The organism is Pseudarthrobacter sp. MOO13 (genome assembly GCF_058267655.1).
Map to the genome: position 1 here is coordinate 1,353,080 of NZ_CM177848.1, position 19,220 is coordinate 1,372,299.

Consider the following 19,220-nt stretch of genomic DNA (forward strand, 5'->3'; position numbering starts at 1 on the left):
TGTGGGCGGCCACTTGTCGTAAAGCAGCTCGTGCAAGGACACCGTATTCATCAGGAAAGGACGCAACATGAAAACAATGGGAAACCGTCTCGTGATGCTGTTTATCGGTATGGCCGCCGTCGTGCAGTGTGAACTGCACCGCCCGGCGGACGGGCGCCGATCCACAGGAGTCCCCGGAGACAATCCGGAACGTGGGGACGTGCCGGGTTGGGTAATGATCACACTGATGTCCGCCGTCCTGGTAGCGGCTCTCCTGGCGCTCGCCGGCCCTGCACTGGAAGCCATGTTCAACCAGGCCATGGACAAAGTAGGGAACTGACCCTTGGCACGCTCCGCTCCAGGGCCTGAGGCGCGTCCCGGGCTGCGGTCCGAGGGGGAGCGGGGCGCGGCCGTCGTGGATTTTGTTCTGGTCGGCGGGCTGCTCACGATGTTCTTCCTCGCGATCATCCAGCTGACCTTGGTCCTGCACGTTCGGAACACGCTCATCGATGCTGCCGCGTCCGGCGCCCGCTACGGGACCTTGGCAGACCGCAACTCCGCCGACGCCGAGGAACGGACCCGCAGCCTCATCGAAACTGCCCTGAATCCCGGATTTGCCGAGCAGGTCAGCACCCGGGAAGTAGATCTTCAAGGGATGCGCACGCTGGAGGTGACAGTCCGGTCCCCGTTGCCGGTCATCGGCCTGATCGGTCCCCGGGAGATGCTGGAGGTGAAAGGGCATGCGGCCATCCAGCCGTGATCCGTTAGCGACAGACAAGCCGCCCCGCACCGCCATCAGGTTCCGCATCAGGACAAGGCTCACGGAAGCACTCTGCCGGGAACGGGCACCGTACGCCGGACAACATCCGGGAAATGCAAACGCCTCCGGCCTGGCGGTGAACCCGCCGCGTCCCAACCGGGAGGACGTGCAGCGGCACGTGAGCGAGCACGAACGGGGGAGTGCAGTCGTCGAATTCACCTTCCTGGCACTCCTGCTGATGGTCCCGCTGGTGTATTTCGTCATCACCGTGTCCCAGATCCAGGGCGGCTCCTTCGCCGTGGTGGGCGCCGCCGACCAGGCAGCAAAGGTGTACGTTGCCCAGTCCGACCCCGTCACCGCGCAAGCGGCCGCAGAGCGGGCGGTAACCCTGGCTCTTTCCGATTTCGGGCATGAACCGGGGCGGGCAACCATGACAACAAGCTGCGAACCAGCAGACTGCACTGCTGCGGGAAGTGCCGTCACGGTGACCGTCAGCCTCAGCGTGCCGCTGCCCTTCCTCCCTTTTGCGGAAGGACTGTCGGCCACGGATGTCCAGGCCTCCGCCACCCAATTGGTGGGGCGGTACCGGTGACACCCCGTGCGCAAAATAGCGAGGAGGGCCAACTGATGGTGATGATCGTCGGCTACGTGGCCCTCGCCTTGCTGGTGGCAACGGTCGTCATCGGAATATCCAGTGTTTACGTCGAACACAAGCGGCTGCTCTCCCTGGCTGACGGAGCATCGCTGGCGGCTGCCGACAGCTACACGCTCGGCGACGTCTCATCGCAGGGCGGAACTCCATCGGCTGTCCTCAACCCCGCCCGCGTGCGCAACGTGGCCTCCGACTTCGTCGACAGGAGCCCGGCCGCCCAACGGTTCTCCGGCCTCGCCGTCGCCCCCGGAACGGGATCGCCCGACGGTTCCACCGCCGTCGTAGTCCTCACCGCTGCGGTGCACCCGCCGGTGGTGAACTTCCTGATTCCCGACGGAATCCGCATCGAGGCCACCTCCACGGCACGTTCCCGGTTGACCCGTTGATGCCTGGCCCGGCGGTCCAATCTCCGGTGGCGGCCGGCGCCGGGCCGTAAGCCCCAATAGCGTAGGGTTAAACCACCATGGCCAATATTGATTTTTCCGCTGAAATCCGCGCCCTCCGCGCCACCTACGAGTCCATCGAACGCGTCTCCGACGTGGATGCACTCCGTGAAGACATCGCCGAGCTCAGCGAGCGGGCAGGGGAGCCGGACCTGTGGGACGACCCTGCAGCGGCGCAGAAGATCACCTCCCGTCTCTCCCACCGACAGTCCGAGTTGGAACGCCTTACCAACCTGGCCTCGCGTATCGACGATCTCGAAGTGCTGGTGGAACTGGGCCAGGACGAGGACGACGCCGCCTCGATGGGGGAGGCCGCGGCCGAACTCGAATCCATCAAGAAGGCCCTCAAGGACCTGGAAGTGGTCACCCTGTTGTCCGGAGAATATGACGAGCGCGAAGCCGTGGTGTCCATCCGTGCGGGAGCGGGCGGTGTCGACGCGGCAGATTTCGCCGAGATGCTGATGCGCATGTACCTCCGCTGGGCCGAGCGGCACGGCTACCCCACGACGGTCATGGACACCTCGTACGCGGAGGAAGCCGGCCTGAAATCGGCCACCTTCGAGGTCAAGGCGCCCTACGCTTACGGCACCCTCAGTGTCGAAGCAGGGACCCACCGCCTGGTCCGGATCAGCCCGTTCGACAACCAGGGCCGGCGCCAGACATCGTTCGCGGCCGTGGAAGTCATACCGCTGATCGAACAGACTGATTCCATCGACATCCCGGACAACGAAATCAGGGTTGACGTATTCCGCTCGTCCGGGCCCGGCGGCCAGTCGGTGAACACCACCGACTCCGCGGTGCGCCTTACCCACATTCCCACCGGCACCGTCGTCTCGATGCAGAACGAGAAGTCACAGCTCCAAAACCGGGCCGCCGCCATGCGCGTGCTGCAATCCCGGCTCCTCCTGCTTAAGAAGGAACAGGAAGACGCGGAGAAGAAGGCCCTGGCGGGAGACGTCAAAGCCTCCTGGGGCGACCAGATGCGTTCCTATGTCCTCAATCCCTACCAGATGGTGAAGGACCTGCGCACTGAACACGAGGTGGGCAATACATCAGCTGTATTCGACGGCGAGATCGACGACTTTATCGACGCCGGCATCCGCTGGCGTACTGACAACCGCAACGCCGAAAAGTAGCCGGGCGGCTGCCGGGCGCGATCGGATCCGGCGACACGCCCCCGAAAGCCCGCCCTAGCGCCGGGCATCCTGCGTATAGTCGAGGGGCCGGGGCCCTACTTCCCCCAAACGAAAACCCGTGCACCGGCTGCAGAACTGGGCTGCATCAGAACAATCAGCCATGCCCTGCAGGGTACTTAGGGCCATGATCCGATTCGAAAATGTCACCAAGGTCTACGACCAAAAAGCCCGGCCTGCGCTGGACTCCGTCAACCTTGAGATTGATCGCGGCGAATTCGCCTTCCTGGTGGGAGCCTCGGGCTCCGGGAAGTCCACCTTCCTCCGGCTGGTGCTGAAGGAGGACCGCGCAACTTCGGGCGCCGTCTACGTCGCCGGCCAAAACGTTGCCAGGATTTCGAGCTGGCGCGTGCCGCGCCTCCGCCGTGGCATCGGCGTCGTCTTCCAGGACTTCCGCCTCCTGCCCCAAAAGAACGTCTTCGCCAACGTGGCGTTCGCCATGCAGGTCATCGGAAAGAGCCGCAGCGTCATCCGCGATACCGTCCCCGAGGTCCTCAAGACCGTTGGCCTCGAAGGCAAGGAACACCGCATGCCGCACGAACTGTCCGGCGGCGAGCAGCAGCGGGTGGCCATCGCCCGGGCCGTGGTCAACCGGCCCGGGATCCTCCTGGCCGACGAACCCACAGGAAACCTGGACCCCACAACGTCCATGGGCATCATGGGTGTGCTGGACAAGATCAACCAAAACGGAACCACGGTAGTGATGGCCACCCACGACGACGACATCGTCAACGAAATGCGCAAGCGGGTGGTCGAGCTCAAGAACGGCGTGGTGATCCGGGACGAAGCCAGGGCCCTGTACACCTCGATGATTCCCGTCGTCGGCCAGTCCAGGCGGCTCAAGGACGCCAGCGGCAGGGAAACGCCCGACGACGGCCTGCCGGGCAACGGTGCCGAAGGTGAGGCACGGCAATGAGGCTTGCATTCATCCTTTCCGAGATCGGCAGCGGCCTGCGCCGCAACCTTTCCATGGTGGTTTCGGTCATCCTGGTGACCTTCGTGTCCCTCACCTTCGTGGGCGCCGCCGGGATGCTCCAAATGCAGATCAACCAGATGAAGGGGTACTGGTACGACAAGGTCCAAGTAGCCATCTTCCTGTGCAGCGACGGTTCGACCGCGCCCGGATGCGCGTCCGGGCCGGTCACCCCCGAGCAGCAGCAGGGCCTCAACGCTCTCCTGGAATCACCCGCCGTGGCGCAGTACATCAACGACTTCCAGTTCGAGTCCCGGGATGAGGCGTACAAGCACTTCAAGGACCAGTTCTCCAACTCGCCCATCGTCGATTCGGTTACCCCGGACCAGCTGCCGGCATCATTCCGGATCAACATGAAGGACCCCGAAAAATACCAGATCATCAGCGAGACCTTCTCATCGCAGCCGGGCGTGGAGACCGTGATCGACCAGCGACAGCTCCTCGAACGCCTCTTCTCGGTGATGAACGGCGCCTCCCTGGTCGCAGTGGGCATCGCCGGCGTGATGATCGTCTGCGCGATCCTGCTGATCGCCACTACAATCCGGCTATCCGCCTTCAGCAGGCGCCGGGAAACCGGCATTATGCGGCTTGTGGGCGCGTCAAAGACCGTGATCCAGTTGCCCTTCATCCTTGAAGGGGTCATCGCCGCAGTCATCGGTGCTGCGCTGGCCTCCGGCACGCTGTGGGCCGTGGCGCAGTTCTTCCTGGGTGACTACATGTCCCGCCAGTACCCGGACACCGCTTTCATTTCCTCGGGCCAGACACTGATGCTCGCGCCGGCGCTGTTGATCCTTGGCGGATCCTTGGCAGGAATTTCGTCTCTCTTGACCCTTCGCAGATACTTGCGCGTTTAGGCTATGCAAACCGACCAAGGAATGCTCATGAACGTAACCGATCAAACCTCTCCGCGCCGCCGGTTCCGCCGGGGGCGGGCCGCTGCCCGCCGCATGGGGATCGTCAGCGGTGTACTGGCCGTCCTCCTTTCCGCCGGGATGGCCGTGGCAACTCCCGTGGCCTTCGCCGACGACCTCGAGGACCGCAAGGCCGCGCTCGAGGCCGAAGCGGCCCGCGTCCAGGCCTCCCTTGAGTTCGTCGATTCCAGGATCGCCAAGGCCGCCGGTGACCTGGTGATTTACCAGGGCCAGCTCCCCGGTGCGCAGCAGGCCCTCCTCGACGCGCAAGGCCGCGTGGCCAGTGCTGTGAAAGAATCGGAAGCCCTGGCGGCCCGGGTGGACATGGCCCAGCAGAACAAGGCCAAGATCACCCAGCAGCTCGAAACTGACAAGCAAAAGATCGCCGGTACCAAGAAGCTGATCGGCCAAATCGCCACCCAGGCCTACAAGTCCGGCGGCGTACCCTCCAATCTCTCCCTGTTCTTTGGGTCCAGCGGCGGCGGCAGCCTAACCGACACCATGGACCTCGCCGACCAGGCCATGCGCAGCCAGAACGCGGCGATGGACAAGCTCAACCAGCAAAACGCCACCAACGTCAACTCCGAAGCCCGGCTGCAGGCCGTGGAAGGTGAGATCAAGGACCTCAAGGCCAAAGCCGATGCGGCACTGGAACGTGAGAAGGCCGCCCGGGACGAAGCCGCGGCGAAGAAAGCCCAGGTTGACCAGCTGATCGCCGATACCACCCGCCTTGATGCGGAGCTCCAGGCGGCCAAACCCGGCATTCAGGCCCAGCTTGCGGGCGTCCAGGCCAACCAGAACCAGGTGGCCAACGAAATTGCCGAGCGCGACCGGAAGGCTCGTGAGGCCTGGGAAGCCGAACAGCGCAGGCAGGCCGCGGCTGCGGCAGCCGCAGCTGCCGCCGCAGCGGCGGCAGCGAACCGCCCGGCCCCGCCTGTGCAGCCGTATGTTCCGCCCGCAGCAGGGTCGCCGTCGGCCTTTGGCCTCCGCCACCCCTTCGACGGCAGTATCCCCATCACTTCCGGCTTTGGCTACCGCACCACCCCGCCGGGCACCATCGACTTCTATGGCACCGGCGGATACATGCACACCGGTATCGACTTCGGCGCGGCCTGCGGCACTCCTGTGTACGCTGCGGCAGCCGGTGAAGTCTTCAGCTCAGGCTGGAACTCCGCCGACGGCGGCGGCTGGCGCGTCAAGATCGACCACGGGGTGGTGCAGGGCAACACCCTGACGACCATTTACTACCACAACTCCAGCATCGTGGTTTCGAATGGACAAAGGGTCTCGCAAGGCCAGCTGATTGCCTACTCCGGCAGCACGGGCAACTCCACTGGCTGCCACGCCCACTTTGAAACCTGGCTCAACGGCGTCGCGGTTGACCCCATGGGACTGCTCTAGGGGCATGCTGCCCCTGCCGTAGACTGGTATAGCTCCGCGCCGCGGGCACGGAGCAGCCAACCTGAACCTGAGGAGTTTCCCCGTGCCTAAAGAAAGTGGCCGTAAGGTGGTGGCCACCAATCGCAAGGCCCGGCATGACTATCACGTGCTGGACACCTACGAGGCCGGCATCGCCCTGATGGGCACCGAAGTAAAGTCGCTCCGGGAGGGCCACGCCTCCATGGTGGATGGATTCTGCACGTTCTACAACGACGAACTGTGGATGGAAGCGATCCACATTCCCGAATACAACCAGGGCAGCTGGACCAACCACGCTGCCCGCCGCCGGCGAAAGCTGCTGCTGCACCGCGAGGAGCTCATCAAGATCGCCCACAAGGTCCGGGAATCCGGCTACACCATTGTCCCGTTGCAGTTGTACTTTGTGGACGGACGGGCCAAAGTGGAAATCGGCGTGGCCCGCGGCAAGCGCGAATACGACAAGCGGCAAACGCTGCGTGAGCAGCAGGACAACCGCGAGGCCCAGCGCGAGATGCGCGAACGCAACCGGCGCCGGTAGGAATTATTTCCGCAGGGCATGCGTTAGTATTGATAGTCCGGCAGGCTTGCCAGCCGGTTTGGTAACAAAATACGGGGATGATCGGTTTCGACGATGTTAGTCGCGACAGGTGAAGCGGGCCGAGGATGCAGAATTATCTCGTAAACGCTGTCTGCAAACCAATAAGTGCCGAATCTAAGCGCACTGACTTCGCTCTCGCTGCCTAAGCAGTAAGACAGTCCGTCAGCCCGGGGTTGCTATCGCCCCGGATCCTGGCGTCATTTAGATAGCCACTGCTGTTTGCTCCCGTCACCGGAGTAAACGGGACTCTTAGGTGACTGGGCCCGGATCAGCCAGCTGTTTGCAGCATGGCTGGGGCCGAGAAAATCCGACGCAAACTGCGCCCGGAGAAGCCCTGACAACACGACATCGGACGGGGGTTCAATTCCCCCCATCTCCACCCACGGCAAAGGCCGGGACATCCCACGGATGTCCCGGCCTTTGCCGTAACGCCCCGGTCCCAGGACCGGGGCGTTTTCGTTTGTTCGGCGAGGGCACCAGCAGCACCCCTCAGGACGCCGGGAACTACTGCCGGGCCTCGTTGAACCGCTGGGACAGGACCGGGACCAAGGACCGGATATAGCTGCGGGCGGCATGGTCATTGTCGAAATAGACCTGCAGTCCGCCAATGACCGCGTAGCAGCGCTGGCCGTCGCAGAACTGATCCGAGAGGTCGAGGACCTTTACATTGGGCTTGCCCATGCTTTTGGCGGCCTCCGCAACCGGGTCCGGCGCCAGCGCCTCCTCACGTGCGTTGGTGCAAGTGACGGGTTGCTGCGGGTTCAGCGACACGCAGTCGGGGCTGGTGCGGTGAAGGGTCAGTGGCGGATCCCGGAAGACGAAGACCCGGCTGCCTGCCGCTGTCCAGTCACCGAACCTTTTCGTCACGGAGTCCTTGTATTGATCCATTTGCGGCCGGCCTGTGCCGTCGTCGATGGTTTCACCTGCCCCGAAAGAGGAAACGAAGATCATGTCTGGCTTTTCCTTGACGATCCGGTCGGAGACCTGGGTGCTCCAGCCGAGGCACCGCTGCTGTGCATGCGGGTCCGTGGCGGGCGCGCCCGCCACGGCCACCCGCTTTACGTCGACGAACGGACAACCGCCCAGCAGGGATTCCTTCAGCTTCCACTTGTGCAGCCGTGCGAGCTCGTACAGCCCGGCCTTCCACTGCTCGGCATGCGAGTCTCCTACCAGCCAGACATTCGCCTCCGGCTGCGCCCCTCCGGTGAAGTCGCACTCGGCGAGGACCTGCAGGTCCTCGTAGACAACCGGATCCGCGGACGGGTGGCATTCGGGCGCGCTGAACCAAGGCGCTTCGTTCTGCCCCACATTGGCGACTTTGGCTGCACCAAAGGGGTCGCTGCAGTTGTTTCGCGGGTCGAGGCTGCGCGCCCCGTGGCAGGGTTCGCCGATGAGGCTCTCCAGCTTCGCCGCTTCAGCAGCCTGGGCTTTCCCAAAGTTCAGCAGGAGCCCGCCGCAGAGTGCGGCGACCACTGCTGCAGCGACTGCCATTGCCGCAAAGACACGGATGGGTTTGGCTCCGCGGAGCAGCTTCGTGCGGCCCGGATCTTCAATGAATTTCTTGGAAAGGTACGCCAGCGCAACGGCCGCCACCAGGAGGACCGCCTTGTCCCGTGTCCCCAGCGAGTGGCCCACGAGCGCGGGTGCCAGGACGATCAGCGGCCAATGCCACAGGTAGAGGGAGTAGGACACGTCACCCATAAGCTGGATGGGCCTTGCGGACAGGAGCTGGTTGGGGGACCAGAACGGACTGTTGGGCCCGGACGCGATCACAAGGACCGTGCCCGCAACTGGGACCACCGCGGCGAAGCCTGGGAAGAAAGTCTGCTCGTTGTAGGCCAAGGCCGAATACGCGATCAACCCGTATCCGAGATATTGGGCGGTGCCGGAGATGGCCAGGTGGTGGTCGGGCAGCCGCAGTCGCAAGGCTGCCATTGCGTGGGGGCCTCCGAGGGCTATCAGTGCGCCTGCGCCGAACTCCCAGGCACGTGCGGGCGTGACAAAATAGGCCGGGCTCCGGTTGGAATAGGTAAACCAGATGCAGAATGCCAATGCAAGGGCACAGACCAGAACGACACCCAGTGCCAGTAACGCCCGCCTGCGGAGGCGGAAGCGGATCGCGGCCAGGGACAGCCCCAGGAACAGCAGGGGCCAGACCAGGTAGAACTGTTCCTCCACCGAGAGGGACCAATAGTGCTGCACCGTCGAAGCGGCTTCGTTGTGGGCCGAGTAGTCAACCGACTTCGCCGCCAAAACCCAGTTTTCCACGTACAGAACCGACGCAATGGTTTCCTGCGCAATGGCGAGCCAGCGCGAAAATGGCAGCAGTGCCCATGCAGCCAGCAGGGAAACCGAGGCAACGAGGGTTGCGGCAGGAAGCAACCGCCTGATGCGCCGGGAATAGAACTGTCCGAGATTGATGCGGTTTGACCGCTCCAGTTCGCCGAGCAGGTGCTTAGAGATCAAATAGCCTGAGATCACGAAGAACACATCGACGCCGACGTACCCGCCGGGAAGCCGTGCCGGCCACAAATGGTTCAGGACCACAAGCCCCACCGCCAGTGCGCGAAGTGCCTGGATATCCTTGCGGGTTGCGTTGACGGCCTCTGTCCGCCGCATTTCCGCGCGGGTTCGCAGGACAACGTGTCCGGTCACAGGTACTCCTTGTCGATCTTCGTTTAAGCGCAGCGCGCCTGCCGTGCCGCTGGCGGCATGCGTGGAGGGCCTCCAGGCTGTGCACACAGTGCTTGGCGTGTTCAGGCGACATCCGGAGATGGAATGGCGCCGGCAGCTTCTCGATGCCCGCGTGCGGTGTCCTGCGCGCGGAAAAGCCTGGACGAATACCGGCCGCCTGGCGGCGGCGGAGTCGGTGAGGTCATGAATCAAGCGAGCCCTGCGTCTGGGCCGCTGTTGCAACCCCCCGGGGTACTCTAGCACCGCGGCATGCCTGCGCCGGTGCCCACCGGCTTCCAAGGGGTTCCCACCCGCTACCCTGCCACCGGGACAGCGCCCGGGCCTAAATGCTCTAGTGGCATGCTCCGGCACACGGCTACTGTCGACTTTATGCACAACGATCCGCCGCAAACGCCCACTGAGCTCCTGGACCCAGGCAGCTGCTGGGACCTCCTGCGCGGTGTCTCGGTTGGGCACCTTGCCGTGTTCGTCAACGGCCACCCGGAAGTCTTCCCCGTCAACTACAAAGTGGATCAGCAGTCGCTGGTCTTCCGCACGGGCGAGGGAACCAAGCTGCGCGCCGCCGGCGGCCCACTCGCGGTCGCGCTTGAAGCCGACGGGCACGACGACGCCAAAGCCTGGAGCGTGCTGGTCAAGGGAAAAGCCGTCGTCCTGGAGCCCTCCGATGAACTCCTCGCCGGAGCAGGCCTTACCCTGTTCCCTTGGCAGGCCGGGCAGAAGGACCACTTCGTCCGGATCGTCCCCACTTCGATAACCGGCAGGCGCTTCACCATCACGTCGCCGCTGACCTGGTGGAACCACGTGGGGCACGGCACCCGGCACGAACCCGTATAGGCCCTGGAAACGAGGGGCGGGCCCAACGGCCCTGTCCGGATTCCCGTGCGTGCTGGTACGACTGACCTATGATTGGGTCGCCAACCGCCGCTGCCGCCAAGCCCCCTTTTGACGCCGTCATTTTCGACCTGGACGGGGTGGTAACCAACACGGCGCTGGTCCACCAGGCTGCGTGGAAAGATGCCTTCGACCGCATCTTCCAGGACCCGCGGATGCCCGCCGGCGCCAACCGTGCTCCGCTGACCCGGGCGGAGTACCTCTCTTTCATCGATGGCATGCCGCGTGAGGACGGCGTGGTCCGGTTCCTCGCAGCGAGGGGGGTAGAGATCGCCAGGGGAGCCGAGACTGACGAGCCGGGAGCCTGGACCGGGTTTGGCCTGGGCGCTTGGAAGAACGAACTGTTCCACCAGCGGCTGCGCCGGGACGGGGTGCAAAGCTACCCGGGAACGCTGCAATTGCTGCAGCGGCTTGCCGGCGCTGCAGTCCCCACCGCGGTGGTCACCGCCAGCCGGAACGCCGCACTGGTCCTGGAAGCCGCCGGCATCGAGCACCTGTTCACTGTGGTCATGGACGGCACGACGGCGGCTGGCCTGGGTTTGCGGGGGAAACCGGCACCGGACGTCTTCCTCGCCGCCGCCGTCCAGCTGCGCGTCGCACCGGCACACGCCGTGGTCATAGAGGACTCAGCGGCGGGAGTGGAAGCAGGGCGCCGGGGCGGCTTCGGCCTGGTGGTCGGAATCGACCGCAGCGGCAGCCGCCGCCAATTGGAGGCCGCCGGCGCAAGTACTGTGCTGAACGATGTGGGTGAGCTGGACCTGGGACTGGTCATCGGCAACGCCTGGCACCTCGTGTATGAAGGCATCGACGCCGGCCACGAGGGGCACCGTGAAGCCCTGACCACGTTGGGCAACAGCTACATGGGCGTCCGGGGGGCGGCCCCTGAAGGGAGCCCCTTCAGCTACGCGGGCATGTACCTTGCCGGCGTGTACAACAGGGTTACCGTGAAGGCCGCAGACGAGACGCTGGTCGAGGAGCACATGGTCAATGCGCCGGACTGCCTCCCGCTGGACCTCCGGATCGCCGGGCTGCCGTGGTGGTCGGACGGCGGCCTGGCCGTGGTGCGTGAGCGCCGTGTCCTGGACCTCCGACGGGCCGTGCTGGAAAGGCGCCTGCTGCTCGAAGGCGCGGACCGCCGTCGCATGGAGGTGGTCCAGGTCCGCTTCGTTTCCATGGCCGAACCCCACCTCCTGGCGCTTGAGACCACCATCACCGCCTTGGGGTGGAGCGGCGCCGTGGAAGTTCGCAGCGGCATCAACGCCGGCGTCCGCAACGCGAACCTGCCGGAGCGTGCCCAGGGCTCGGACATCCACCTGGCCGATCTGACGCCGTCGGGCGGCACCGCCGTCGAACTGCCCCTGCACGCTCCATCCGTCGTCGAAGTCCAAACCACCCAAAGCCTCATCCGTATCGCTGCGGCGTACCGTACGCACGTGTCCGTGGCGGCAGAGTCGTTAGGGGAGGGCGGAGAAGGGGCCTTCCACTACAGGACGTTCCAGATTTCCCTCACGCCGGGTATCCCTGTCAGGCTGACCAAGACGGTGGCGGTGGTGACGTCCCGTGACCGGGCCATTTCCTCCCCGGAAACCGGCGCCCGCGCGGTGCTGGAACGCGCCGGCGATTCCTTGCCCCGGCTCTTGGCATCCCACGAGGAAGCATGGCGGAGGGAACTCCGCCCGTTCCTCGTGGAAATCGACGCCCCGGTCCAGGTACGCCTGGTCCTCAACCTGCACATTTTCCACCTGTTGCAGACACTGACGCGCCACACGGCCGAACTGGATGCCGGTGTCACTGCGCGTGGACTGCACGGCGAGGGCTACCGCGGGCACGTTTTCTGGGATGAATTGTTCGTCCTCCCGGTGCTCACCTCCAGGACCCCGGTGGTGGCCCGCTCCGTCATTGAGTACCGGTGGCGGCGGCTGCCCGCTGCCAGGCACGCTGCCGCCGCGGCCGGCCTGGCAGGGGCGAAGTTCCCGTGGCAGAGCGGCAGCGACGGGACTGAGGAAACGCCGAAGTGGTTGTACAGCGAGCGTTCCGGACGGTGGGTCAGGGACTACTCCCATCTTCAGGTGCATTCGGGCCTCGCGGTGGCCTTCAACGCCTGGCAGTACTTCCAGGCCACCGGTGACAAGATCTGGCTCCTGCAAAAAGGTGCGGAGCTGGTGATCGAAGTGGCCCGGTTCTTCCAGTCCCTGGCCTCCCTCGACCGGCGCGATGGCAGATATCACCTGCGCGGTGTTGTGGGCCCGGATGAATACCACACAGGATATCCGGGCCGGGCCGACCCCGGCCTGGATGACAACGCGTACACCAACGTCATGGCGGCGTGGGTGTGCCTGCAGGCGGCGGAAATCCTTCGCTACCTGCACGGAAGCGAGCGTGCCGGGCTGATGGAATCACTCGGCGTTGACGACGAGGAGGCCGCATGCTGGGAAGCCACGGGCGCTGCCATGTATGTCCCGTTCCACAGCGACGGCGTCATCAGCCAGTTCGAGGGGTACGAGCAGCTCAAGGAACTGGACTGGGAGCACTACCGCGACGCCTATGGCGACATTGAGCGGCTGGACCTGATCCTGGAAGCGGAGGGGGACGGAACCAACGGATACAAGCTGGCTAAGCAGGCGGACGTTCTGATGCTCCCGTATCTACTGGGACACGAAGGCCTGCTGGGTATCCTCGAGCGGCTGGGCTACGGTTTCACGAGGGAGCAGCTGAACCGGACCATCGAGTACTACCTGTCCAGGACGGCCCATGGCTCCACGCTGAGCCGGGTGGCCCACGCCTCCGTCCTGGCCGGGGTGGATGCCGACCGTGCCTGGGACAGTTTCCGGGAAGCGCTCGACGCCGACCTTGACGACACCCAGCACGGCACCACCCGGGCGGGTATCCATTTGGGGGCCATGGGAGGAACCATCGACGTGGTGCAGCGCAGCTTTGCCGGCCTGCGCTTCAGCGGGGACAGCATCCTGTTCGCCCCCAACCTGCCAACACGGCTGCGTGCCGTGGCCTTCGAGGTCCTCTACCGGGGACACCGGCTGCGGGTCCACCTCAAGGACGGGCAGATGAGCATCGCGTCGGCCCCCGGTGACGCCGGCCCCATCACCGTGCACGTTAATGGCACCGATGTGGTCCTGCCGCCAGGCCAAACCCGGCAGTTCCCGCTACCCGCCCGCACCGCCGGAGTGGCGGCATCGTGAGGCGGCTGGGGATCCTGACCAGCGGCGGCGACTGCCCCGGCGTGAATGCGGTCATCCGTGGAGCGGTGCTGGGCGGCGACGTCGTCCATGGGTACGAGTTCGTAGGATTCCGCGATGGATGGCGGGGCGTCCTGGAGGACGACGTCGTTCCCCTGCCCAGGACGGGTGTCCGCGGGATCGCGCGCCTTGGCGGGACTATCCTGGGGACGTCGCGGACCAATCCGCTGGCCGCGGGCGGCATCGACGCAGTACGTGCCGGCTTCCAGCGCAGCGGGCTGGACGGCCTGATTGCCATCGGGGGAGAAGGCACCCTGGCGGCGGCCCGGGAGCTGTGCGGACAGGGGCTCAACGTCCTGGGTGTCCCAAAAACCATCGATAACGACTTGGGCGCGACGGATTACACTTTTGGTTTCGACACCGCAGTCCAGACTGCCACCGAGGCAATTGACCGGTTGCGGACCACGGGGGAATCACACCACCGGTGCATGATTGCCGAGGTCATGGGCAGGAACGCCGGCTGGATAGCGCTGCACTCAGGCATGGCGTCCGGTGCGCACGCCATCCTGATCCCGGAACATCCCGTCCCGATCGAGCAGATCTCCGCCTGGGTGCTGTCGGCGCGGGACCGTGGCAGGGCTCCGCTGGTGGTGGTGGCTGAAGCTTTCGCGCCGGAGGGGCGGCAGGCACCTTACGCGCCGCGCGGCCTGGACACCTTCGGCCGGCCGCGCCTCGGCGGGATCGGGCTGCTGCTTGAAGACCAACTGCAGGAACGGACCGGCATCGAAACCAGGGCCACCGTGCTGGGCCATATCCAGCGCGGCGGCGAGCCCACCGCCTTTGACCGTGTCCTTGCCACCCGGCTTGGCCTGGCTGCCGTTGAATCAGCCGCCGCCGGACGGTGGGGCACGATGGTTTCGCTCCGGGGCACGGACATCGTGAATGTGGGCCTGGATGAGGCCCTGGGCGAACTCAAGAGCGTTCCCGAGGCCCGCTACAGGGAAGCCGCCGTGCTGTTCGGGTAACTCGACCGCCAGAAGGGGCCGGAATAGGGCTGGGCTTAACCAGGCTGCTCCGGGCGGACGCGCAGGACGGCGGACCCGGTGATCCTGTCGGCTGCCAGGTCTTCCAGCGCCTCATCGGCAAAGTCGAAGGGGTATGCGGTTGTTTTCAAGGTCAGCGACAGCCTCGCCGCCAGGGCCAGGAATTCACGGCCGTCCGCCCGGGTATTGGCGGTGACGCTACGCAGCTGGCGCTCGTAGAAAAGCTCCCTGCCATAATTCAGGGACGGAATATCGCTCAGGTGGATGCCCGCGACGGCAAGGGTCCCGCCGCGGTCGAGGGCCGCCAGCGCCACCGGGACAAGATCGCCCACCGGGGCGAAGAGGATGGCCGAATCCAGGGGGACGGGCGGCCGCCCGTAGGCGTCGCCGGCGTACTCCGCCCCCAGTTCCAGTGCGAGTGACCGGGCCTCCTCCGACCGGGTCATGACGAACACGGAGGCGCCCTGCCTGATGGCCAGCTGAGCGGTGATGTGGGCGGAACTGCCAAAGCCATAGATGCCAAGGCGGCCGCCAACCGGCAATGCGGCGCGTTTCAGGGCGCGGTACCCGATGATCCCGGAGCACAGCAACGGTGCGGCCTGCTCGTCGGAAAAGGCCGCCGGGACCGGGTAGGCGAAGTCTTCGGCGATTGCCAGCCGTTCGGCAAATCCTCCGTCCTTGTCCCACCCGGTGAACACTGGCGATGAGCACAGGTTTTCGTCGCCGCGCCGGCAGTAATCGCACCGGCCGCACACGCTGCCGAGCCAGGCGATGCCTACCCTGTCGCCGGCGTGGAACCGTGTGCAGTCCGCGCCCGTTTCGATGACGACGCCGACCGCCTCGTGCCCGGGGACCACGTGCGGATGGCGTGGTGCCAGGTCTCCTTCAGCGAGATGGAGGTCCGTGCGGCACACGCCGCAGACACTGACCTGCACCAGGAGCTCATGCGGCCGCGGCTTCGGCGTGGCCCTGTGCCCCTGGACCAGGGGATGCGTGGATATGGGGCCCGGGGCGCCCACCCACCATGCACGCATGATGCGTCCGGTTCGGTGGCGGCTACTCGAAGCCCGCGCGGGTCGCGTCGTCCAACGGCGTCTGCCACAGCAGCGGTGCGGTCATGGTGAAACGCCGGCCCGTAATGGATTCCGGCGTGATGCGGATGAAGTATTCCTTGCCCACGCCCTGCCAAGGGAAGAGCGCCCGCCGGATATTGTCCAAGTCAGGGCCTGTGGGGGTCGTCTCTGCGGCTTTGCCCTTGACCACGACGCTCCATGCCAGGCCGAACTGGGAACTGACTGCATCTGCCTCCAAAGCGACCACAGCGTCCGCCTCAATGGCCTGCTGTTTGGTGCCCCCGCCCGTGCGGAAGACCAAGGTATGGCCGTCCACCTTGTAATTGACCGGAAAGACGTCCGGATGGCCATCCGCCATCACGGCCAGGCGTCCCACCCCGGTCTGCGCGAGAAGCGACCAGCACTCTTCCGCATCGAGGATTTCAGCTGCAGGTACGTTTGGGTTCTCTGTCATAGGGCACAGCGTAGGGAAGTCCACCGCCCCCGGAAAGGGCACAAAGGCCCGGCCTTGGGCGGACGCATGTGCTGCGGCTAGAGCCAATCGGCGGCGAAGTCCACAGGCGGCCACCACCGGGTGGGCGGCGTGACCGCGAACCGGCGGCCGGTGAGTTCGGTGGGGGAGATGGCGATCAGGTGGTCCTTGATCCCGGCCTCCCACGGTTCACGGTCGGCGTCGATGGCCGGCAGGCTCATGCGCGTTTCGTCGAACGGTTCCGGCCTGCCCTTTGCAACCACGCTCCACACCTCCGTGGCGTATGGATTGAGTCCATCAACCTCCAGCGCTGCCACCGCCCCGCGCAGCAAGGCACGAAGCTTGGTTCCCGGAGCCGTCCGGAAGAACAGCGTGTCGCCGGAGACAGAGAAATTCACCGGAAAGATTTCCGGAATCTCGCCGTTGATGACCGCCAGCCGGCCGATATAGGAAGACCTCAGGTACTGCCAGCACGCATCAGCGTCCAAAATTTCCGTGGGAGAGCCCGCCGGGGAACCAGTCATGCTACCGATCCTAAAGCCTGGGCAGCACCAGCGCACCGGTGGGAAGGGGAATGCCGGACGCCGCGGTGCTGTTCACCGACGGCGTAGCAGCACCGGGACTGGAATCTGCCACTGCGTCGTTGACTAGCGTAAGGATCCCGATGGAAACCTGCCACGGCCGGCAACGGACCGGGGACCGCACCGGGTGAACCGGCACGAGGGCTGGAGGTACCCCATGGAGCAGGCGCGGAAAATCATGCCGCCGGATGACGACGACATCCTGGACTCGTACTCGCAGACGGTCATGCGGGTGGCGGCGACGGTTACGCCGCACGTGGCGGCAATCGAGATGACCGCTAACCGGAGGAACAGCAGGGTCAGGGTGGGCGCCGGCTCGGCAGTGCTCTTCACCGAGGACGGATACCTCCTCACCAACTCACACGTCGTGGCAGGCACCCGGCACGGATTTGCGGTCTTCGGCGACGGCAGCAGGATGGAACTGGAACTGGTGGGAGCCGACCCCCTGTCTGATCTTGCAGTGGTCCACGGTTCGCGGCCCAAGGTGCCACCGGCTGAATTCGGCGCGGCTGAAAGTCTGCGCGTGGGCCAGCTTGTGGTGGCCGTCGGAAACCCACTGGGACTCGCGGGATCAGTCACCGCGGGCGTGGTCAGTGGTTTGGGCCGGGCCATTCCGGTCTGGGCCGGGGGTAACCGGAGGGTGATCGAGGACGTTATCCAGACGGACGCCGCACTGAACCCCGGTAACTCCGGTGGAGCGCTGGCAGACACGCACTCCAGGATCGTCGGCATCAACACGGCAGTGGCGGGCGCCGGCCTGGGGCTCGCCATACCGATCAACGCCACCACCCGCAGGATCATCGCCGCGCTGCTGTCGGACGGCAGGGTACGCCGTGCCTACCTTGGCCTTGTCAGCACACCGATCCAGCTCAACCCCAGCGCTGTGATCCGCAGCGGGCTCCGCGAAGGGCTGCGCGTCGTGGAGGTGCTGCCCGGTTCTCCGGCGGACAAGGCAGGGCTGGCGGCCGGGGACATCCTGCTGACGGCGGGAGGCCGTCCCGTCAGCAACGCCGAAAGCCTGCAGCGGCTCCTGTTTTCCGATGCCATCGGCGAGCCGCTTGACCTGAAGGTCCTGCGGGACGGCACCGAAGTGCACCTCACCGCCGTTCCGGAGGAAATGACGGGCAACGGGACGCCGTAGGCGCCGGGGGCGGTGCGTCCGGAAGCGCTATGCCCCCGCTGCCGGCGCTTCTACGTCCGCGATGCCTGTGAAACGCGTCCCGACGCCGTCGTACTCGCCACGGACGCAACCGGGCTGTACCGGTGGGATCTCTTCCGGTGCGTGGTGCCCGCACACCACATAGGTGAAGTCCGGCCACCACTTCTTTGGGCGGGCCGCTTCCTCATACCCGCACACGGCGCACTCAAGATGGACCCACACGGGCCGCTTGCCTGTCCGGTTGGCCCGTGACTGCACCAGCCACGGGGGAGGATTGTCCAGGATGCCGCGGAGCTCAGCTTCGGGCATCCATTTCGGCAGGCCATGGCGCTGCGCCATTTCGAGGGGTACGTCCAGGGCTATTGCGGCGTCACGTCTGCTGATCATCACCATCCACCATACGGGAGCCCGCCAAATCGGGACGCTGCCCCGGAGCCCCGCAGCCGGCTGTCCCGGCAATCCGCTGGTCAGGACAGATCAAGGCTGCAGCCGGGATGCGGGGCGTCGCTGGAAACCCACAACGCCGTGGCGATCTCATCGGCGAGGTCGTATTCCCGGGCACCGCCGATCCGCACCACCAGCGCGCCGCCAAACGGCCGCCGCCCCAGCACTTCCACGCGGGCGTCAAGCTCGATGTCCTGCGAGGCAAGGTAACGGAGCAACTCAGGGTTGTCGTCGCTGATCCGGGTGATCCTGCCGGCGTGGCCTTCGTCCAGTTCGGCGAGGAGATGGGCGCGTGGCATCAGCACCTGGCCGTCCGCCGTGGGAATGGGATCGCCGTGCGGATCCCGGCTGGGGTCCCCGAGCTTGGCGGCAACGCGCTCGATGAAGGTGTCCGACACCGCATGCTCCAGCTGTTCGGCTTCATCGTGCACTTCATCCCAGCTGTAGCCCAGGCGCTCCACGAGATAGGTTTCGATCAGCCGGTGGCGCCGCACCATGGCCAGCGCGAGCCGCAGTCCCGCCTCGGTCAGGGTCACGGCGCTGTACGGTTTGTGGTCCACCAGGCCCTGGTCCTTGAGCTTGCGGACCATCTCCGATACTGACGAGTTCGCAACCCCGAGCCGCTGCGCCAGTTGGGAGGACGTGATGGGCTTGTCCTGCCATTCAGTGAATGAATAGATGACCTTGACGTAGTCCTCGATGGAGGAGGATGGCGCGCTGGTCTTCACAGGCTCAAGCCTA

19 protein-coding genes and 1 other RNA gene are annotated in these 19,220 nt (G+C 65.5%); 14 read left to right on the forward strand and 6 right to left on the reverse strand.

The features are described from left to right. Positions 1 to 67: 67 nt before the first annotated feature. From AC4EEO_RS06330 to ssrA, 10 genes are all read left to right on the forward strand, one after another. On the forward strand, positions 68 to 319 hold the full coding sequence (locus AC4EEO_RS06330; RefSeq protein WP_491340120.1) for a hypothetical protein: 252 nt from the start codon (positions 68 to 70) through the stop codon (positions 317 to 319). A gap of 3 nt (positions 320 to 322) precedes the next feature. Beyond that, positions 323 to 739 (forward strand): TadE family protein, encoded by a 417-nt coding sequence (locus AC4EEO_RS06335; RefSeq protein WP_491340121.1) that lies wholly within the window; start codon positions 323 to 325, stop codon positions 737 to 739. After that, positions 720 to 1,331: a hypothetical protein gene (locus AC4EEO_RS06340; RefSeq protein WP_109045099.1), complete on the forward strand. Its 612-nt coding sequence runs from the start codon at positions 720 to 722 to the stop codon at positions 1,329 to 1,331. The genes AC4EEO_RS06335 and AC4EEO_RS06340 overlap by 20 nt, the downstream gene beginning before the upstream one ends. Before the next feature lie 35 nt (positions 1,332 to 1,366). Continuing rightward, entirely contained in the window at positions 1,367 to 1,777 is a 411-nt protein-coding gene (locus tag AC4EEO_RS06345) for a pilus assembly protein TadG-related protein (protein ID WP_109045098.1), read from the forward strand. A 77-nt stretch (positions 1,778 to 1,854) separates the two neighbouring features. Next, positions 1,855 to 2,970 carry a peptide chain release factor 2 gene (gene prfB / locus AC4EEO_RS06350; RefSeq protein ID WP_018760183.1) on the forward strand — a complete coding sequence of 372 codons (1,116 nt, stop codon included), beginning with the start codon at positions 1,855 to 1,857 and terminating at the stop codon, positions 2,968 to 2,970. 184 nt (positions 2,971 to 3,154) lie between these two features. Next, the gene (ftsE, locus tag AC4EEO_RS06355; RefSeq protein ID WP_491340122.1) at positions 3,155 to 3,943 is read left to right on the forward strand and encodes a cell division ATP-binding protein FtsE; all 789 of its coding nucleotides are present in this window, start codon (positions 3,155 to 3,157) and stop codon (positions 3,941 to 3,943) included. Then, entirely contained in the window at positions 3,940 to 4,854 is a 915-nt protein-coding gene (gene ftsX / locus AC4EEO_RS06360; RefSeq protein ID WP_491340123.1) for a permease-like cell division protein FtsX, read from the forward strand. The genes ftsE and ftsX overlap by 4 nt, the downstream gene beginning before the upstream one ends. 27 nt (positions 4,855 to 4,881) lie before the next feature. Then, entirely contained in the window at positions 4,882 to 6,312 is a 1,431-nt protein-coding gene (locus tag AC4EEO_RS06365; RefSeq protein ID WP_491340124.1) for a peptidoglycan DD-metalloendopeptidase family protein, read from the forward strand. An 82-nt stretch (positions 6,313 to 6,394) separates the two neighbouring features. Beyond that, on the forward strand, positions 6,395 to 6,868 hold the full coding sequence (gene smpB / locus AC4EEO_RS06370) for an SsrA-binding protein SmpB (protein WP_026264249.1): 474 nt from the start codon (positions 6,395 to 6,397) through the stop codon (positions 6,866 to 6,868). Positions 6,869 to 6,941: 73 nt separating this feature from the next. Beyond that, positions 6,942 to 7,310, forward strand: a transfer-messenger RNA (tmRNA) gene (gene ssrA / locus AC4EEO_RS06375). A gap of 122 nt (positions 7,311 to 7,432) precedes the next feature. On the opposite strand, the gene AC4EEO_RS06380 is transcribed toward ssrA, so the two are convergent. After that, positions 7,433 to 9,583: an acyltransferase family protein gene (locus AC4EEO_RS06380; RefSeq protein WP_491340125.1), complete on the reverse strand. Its 2,151-nt coding sequence runs from the start codon at positions 9,581 to 9,583 to the stop codon at positions 7,433 to 7,435. A gap of 408 nt (positions 9,584 to 9,991) precedes the next feature. Here AC4EEO_RS06380 and AC4EEO_RS06385 point away from each other — a divergent pair, with 408 nt between their 5' ends. From AC4EEO_RS06385 to AC4EEO_RS06395, 3 genes are all read left to right on the forward strand, one after another. Beyond that, positions 9,992 to 10,456: a pyridoxamine 5'-phosphate oxidase family protein gene (locus AC4EEO_RS06385; protein ID WP_491340126.1), complete on the forward strand. Its 465-nt coding sequence runs from the start codon at positions 9,992 to 9,994 to the stop codon at positions 10,454 to 10,456. Positions 10,457 to 10,524: 68 nt separating this feature from the next. Then, positions 10,525 to 13,710, forward strand: coding sequence for an HAD-IA family hydrolase (locus AC4EEO_RS06390; RefSeq protein ID WP_491340127.1), 3,186 nt, complete (start codon positions 10,525 to 10,527; stop codon positions 13,708 to 13,710). Next, positions 13,707 to 14,732 carry an ATP-dependent 6-phosphofructokinase gene (locus AC4EEO_RS06395; RefSeq protein ID WP_491330166.1) on the forward strand — a complete coding sequence of 342 codons (1,026 nt, stop codon included), beginning with the start codon at positions 13,707 to 13,709 and terminating at the stop codon, positions 14,730 to 14,732. Before AC4EEO_RS06390 ends, AC4EEO_RS06395 begins: the two co-directional genes overlap by 4 nt. Before the next feature lie 35 nt (positions 14,733 to 14,767). On the opposite strand, the gene AC4EEO_RS06400 is transcribed toward AC4EEO_RS06395, so the two are convergent. The 3 genes from AC4EEO_RS06400 to AC4EEO_RS06410 all read right to left on the reverse strand — a co-directional run bounded on the left by AC4EEO_RS06400 (position 14,768) and on the right by AC4EEO_RS06410 (position 16,819). Beyond that, positions 14,768 to 15,784: a zinc-dependent alcohol dehydrogenase family protein gene (locus AC4EEO_RS06400; protein WP_026264248.1), complete on the reverse strand. Its 1,017-nt coding sequence runs from the start codon at positions 15,782 to 15,784 to the stop codon at positions 14,768 to 14,770. Positions 15,785 to 15,806: 22 nt separating this feature from the next. Beyond that, the gene (locus tag AC4EEO_RS06405) at positions 15,807 to 16,277 is read right to left on the reverse strand and encodes a pyridoxamine 5'-phosphate oxidase family protein (protein WP_491330165.1); all 471 of its coding nucleotides are present in this window, start codon (positions 16,275 to 16,277) and stop codon (positions 15,807 to 15,809) included. A gap of 77 nt (positions 16,278 to 16,354) precedes the next feature. Further along, positions 16,355 to 16,819: a pyridoxamine 5'-phosphate oxidase family protein gene (locus AC4EEO_RS06410; RefSeq protein WP_018760172.1), complete on the reverse strand. Its 465-nt coding sequence runs from the start codon at positions 16,817 to 16,819 to the stop codon at positions 16,355 to 16,357. Between the two features lie 214 nt (positions 16,820 to 17,033). Here AC4EEO_RS06410 and AC4EEO_RS06415 point away from each other — a divergent pair, with 214 nt between their 5' ends. Then, positions 17,034 to 18,017 carry a S1C family serine protease gene (locus AC4EEO_RS06415; protein ID WP_018760171.1) on the forward strand — a complete coding sequence of 328 codons (984 nt, stop codon included), beginning with the start codon at positions 17,034 to 17,036 and terminating at the stop codon, positions 18,015 to 18,017. Between the two features lie 27 nt (positions 18,018 to 18,044). Here the strand turns inward: AC4EEO_RS06415 and AC4EEO_RS06420 are convergent, their stop codons facing one another. Both AC4EEO_RS06420 and AC4EEO_RS06425 read right to left on the reverse strand, forming a co-directional pair. Then, positions 18,045 to 18,422: a hypothetical protein gene (locus AC4EEO_RS06420; RefSeq protein ID WP_109045089.1), complete on the reverse strand. Its 378-nt coding sequence runs from the start codon at positions 18,420 to 18,422 to the stop codon at positions 18,045 to 18,047. An 80-nt stretch (positions 18,423 to 18,502) separates the two neighbouring features. Further along, positions 18,503 to 19,207 (reverse strand): metal-dependent transcriptional regulator, encoded by a 705-nt coding sequence (locus tag AC4EEO_RS06425; protein ID WP_018760169.1) that lies wholly within the window; start codon positions 19,205 to 19,207, stop codon positions 18,503 to 18,505. Positions 19,208 to 19,220 lie beyond the last annotated feature (13 nt).

What these genes read in the sequence shown, in the direction of transcription:
- AC4EEO_RS06330 (WP_491340120.1), top strand. Translation starts at nt 68, where the DNA reads ATGAAAACAATGGGAAACCGTCTCGTGATGCTGTTTATCGGTATGGCC.
- AC4EEO_RS06340 (WP_109045099.1), top strand. Translation starts at nt 720, where the DNA reads ATGCGGCCATCCAGCCGTGATCCGTTAGCGACAGACAAGCCGCCCCGC.
- AC4EEO_RS06345 (WP_109045098.1), top strand. Translation starts at nt 1,367, where the DNA reads ATGGTGATGATCGTCGGCTACGTGGCCCTCGCCTTGCTGGTGGCAACG.
- prfB (WP_018760183.1), top strand. Translation starts at nt 1,855, where the DNA reads ATGGCCAATATTGATTTTTCCGCTGAAATCCGCGCCCTCCGCGCCACC.
- ftsE (WP_491340122.1), top strand. Translation starts at nt 3,155, where the DNA reads ATGATCCGATTCGAAAATGTCACCAAGGTCTACGACCAAAAAGCCCGG.
- ftsX (WP_491340123.1), top strand. Translation starts at nt 3,940, where the DNA reads ATGAGGCTTGCATTCATCCTTTCCGAGATCGGCAGCGGCCTGCGCCGC.
- AC4EEO_RS06365 (WP_491340124.1), top strand. Translation starts at nt 4,882, where the DNA reads ATGAACGTAACCGATCAAACCTCTCCGCGCCGCCGGTTCCGCCGGGGG.
- AC4EEO_RS06385 (WP_491340126.1), top strand. Translation starts at nt 9,992, where the DNA reads ATGCACAACGATCCGCCGCAAACGCCCACTGAGCTCCTGGACCCAGGC.
- AC4EEO_RS06390 (WP_491340127.1), top strand. Translation starts at nt 10,525, where the DNA reads ATGATTGGGTCGCCAACCGCCGCTGCCGCCAAGCCCCCTTTTGACGCC.
- AC4EEO_RS06400 (WP_026264248.1), bottom strand. Translation starts at nt 15,784, where the DNA reads ATGCGTGCATGGTGGGTGGGCGCCCCGGGCCCCATATCCACGCATCCC.
- AC4EEO_RS06405 (WP_491330165.1), bottom strand. Translation starts at nt 16,277, where the DNA reads ATGACAGAGAACCCAAACGTACCTGCAGCTGAAATCCTCGATGCGGAA.
- AC4EEO_RS06410 (WP_018760172.1), bottom strand. Translation starts at nt 16,819, where the DNA reads ATGACTGGTTCCCCGGCGGGCTCTCCCACGGAAATTTTGGACGCTGAT.
- AC4EEO_RS06415 (WP_018760171.1), top strand. Translation starts at nt 17,034, where the DNA reads ATGGAGCAGGCGCGGAAAATCATGCCGCCGGATGACGACGACATCCTG.
- AC4EEO_RS06420 (WP_109045089.1), bottom strand. Translation starts at nt 18,422, where the DNA reads ATGATCAGCAGACGTGACGCCGCAATAGCCCTGGACGTACCCCTCGAA.